This window comes from Stieleria sp., from assembly GCF_041595215.1.
In the GTDB taxonomy this organism is placed as follows: domain Bacteria; phylum Planctomycetota; class Planctomycetia; order Pirellulales; family Pirellulaceae; genus Stieleria; species Stieleria magnilauensis.
Genome location: NZ_JBFHKV010001201.1, coordinates 1 through 2414, shown reverse-complemented (window position 1 = coordinate 2414; position 2414 = coordinate 1). Strand labels below are relative to the sequence as shown.

Genomic DNA, 2414 nt, shown 5'->3' with positions numbered 1-2414 from the left:
ATGAATCGATCGCGGCGCTGCGGTCCACGACGGACCGTTGCCAGCGATTGATCAGACGGAGCGAAACCCCTGGCGCCTCATAGTGTGCCAACGCGCGAACGACCTCGCCCGCGATGACTTTGTCATTGATCGCGGCGAACAACTTGGGCAGCAGATCTTCGCTCGGCTGTCGCATCAGACTGTCCATGGCCGCCCGTCGATTCGCCGGATCCGCCGCGGTGTCAAACGCCAGCTTGACGACGACTTCACGAGCACGCCCGTCGCCGAAAACCAACGAGAGTTCTTGAACCAATTGTTTTTCAAGGGACGAACCGTCACGCTGCACCGCGGCCACAGCCGCATCCCAGTTCGAGGGCGCCGCGGCGCGAGCTCGGCCCCGCAGTCCCTGCCCCAATCCTTGCAGCACTTCGGAACGAATGCCGGTCCGTTGCGATGCCAGAGCCGACGCAAGCAAGCGCTCGACGGCCGCAGGGTGCTCGTCGAGTGATTCGCCGAGCCGACGTGCAATCAGGTGGCGGACTTTGGGAATCCGTGTTTGCATCGCCAGTTCCACCGCACCATCGGCGTGCTCGACCACCGCTTCTTCAATGCCGTACCAGATCATCAACGGTTGTTGACGGTCATCGGCATCCTCGGCTCGCGCGCACAGTGACGCGGCGACTTCGATTCGACGATCGATCGGCAGACGTTGCAAGCCCGCGGCCACTTCGACTCGCACCAGACCCGACGAGTCGGTTCGGGCAATGCGAATCAGACGATCGATCGCTATTGACTCCGCCCCAAAATCTTCGCACAAGAAACGAACGCCCATCGCGCGGCGGGCGTCGTCCTGGGAATCGAGCAGTGCGTTGATGTGCTCGATCCCAAAACCCGATCGCGCCCGGGCGGTCAACCAGTCGCCGTGTTCGGCTTTTGCGTCGCCCTTGGCATCGCCCTCATAGACGACTCGATAGATCCGGCCGCTGGACCGGTGCAGCCCGGTGTTGTCGTGGCACTCCCCGGTGTCCGACCAATCATTGATCCACATCTGGCCATCCGGCCCGGCGAGGACGTCCAACCCGCGGAAGAACGGATCTTTCATCAACATGAAATCTTCGCCGTGATGGGCGACATAACCACAACCATCACGCTCCAAGAGATCCCGATTGATGCGTCGGCCGTGAAGGTTGCAGGTGAACAAATTGCCCGCGTACTCCTCGGGCCACACGCCGCTTTTGTAGATCAGACATCCCATGTGGGCGTGCCCGCCGCCGAGCGCCGACGTGCTGCTGCTCAGTCCGTCGCGGATCGTGTTCCAGTCTTCTTTGCCGGTATCCCAATGAAAGTGATCCGCGGTTTGCGAGATCACTTCATAGGCGTGCGGATTCACCGCGGCGCCGAACATGCGCTCGTAGTACGCACCGGGTAAGGCGTGCCACAGATGGCCGATCACCGTGTTGGTGTAAAACAACTGACCGTCGGCGTTCCAATCCAGCCCCCAAGGATTCGTTCCGCCGTAACAAAACACTTCGAACGACTTCCGCTGCATATGATAACGCCAGATCGCGGTGTTGACCGGCGTGCGCCGACTGTCGGGCGTTCCCGGTTGACCGACCCTGGAGACGGACAGAATTCCGTGGCGACCGTACAGCCAACCATCAGGTCCGACTTTTAAACCGTTGGCGACATTGTGGCTGGTCGTGTCGACTTCAAATCCGTCCAAGACCACTTCCGGCTCGCCGTCAGGAACATCATCCCCATCGGCATCGGCGATGAACAGCAATTGCGGTGGACACAGCGCATAAACACCGCCGTCGACGCAAGCGACGCTGGTCAAACGATTTGCCTGGTCCCAAAACACGTCCCGTTTATCGGCCCGTCCGTCGCCGTTGGTGTCTTCCAAGATGATGATGCGATCGCGCAGATCCTCCGTCCAACGATCGGGTCGTTCGGAGTACGTGTAGCACTCGGCGACCCACAACCGGCCGCGACTGTCAAAGCACATCGCAATCGGTTGCTGGACGTCCGGTTCGCTGGCGAACACTTGGCAGCGAAACCCAGGCGGCAACACCGCCGTCGCCGCCGCCTGTTCGGCCGACATCGGCGAGGTCTTTTCCGGCTCGCTGTCGTACGGTTCCGGGAAGTCGGACTCGCGGTTTTCCGTAGAGGTGGAGACCGACGTCTGAGCCGAGACACACTGCACGGAAAACGCTCCGCAAATCAGAACAGCGACGAAGAAAGTGAGCGGTTTCAATAAAGTCATCGGTGATCCTTTGAGAAGATTTCCCAAGTCTGGCGGGGAGCGGCATCGCGGAGGGCACACATCATACAACGGTAGGTCACGCTGTGCGTGACAGATCGTCTGATGGCATGCACAGCATGCCTTACGGCGACTGCTCCACCTCGCGAGACCCAGCGTCGATTGAATCGTTCAT

General features: G+C 60.5%; 1 protein-coding gene. It reads right to left on the bottom strand.

Features of this window, described 5'->3' with window-relative positions; translation table 11 throughout:
* The coding region (locus ABX749_RS29670; protein WP_372899218.1) for a PVC-type heme-binding CxxCH protein at positions 1 to 2242 on the bottom strand (2242 nt) is incomplete at its 3' end.
* Positions 2243 to 2414: the final 172 nt, after the last annotated feature.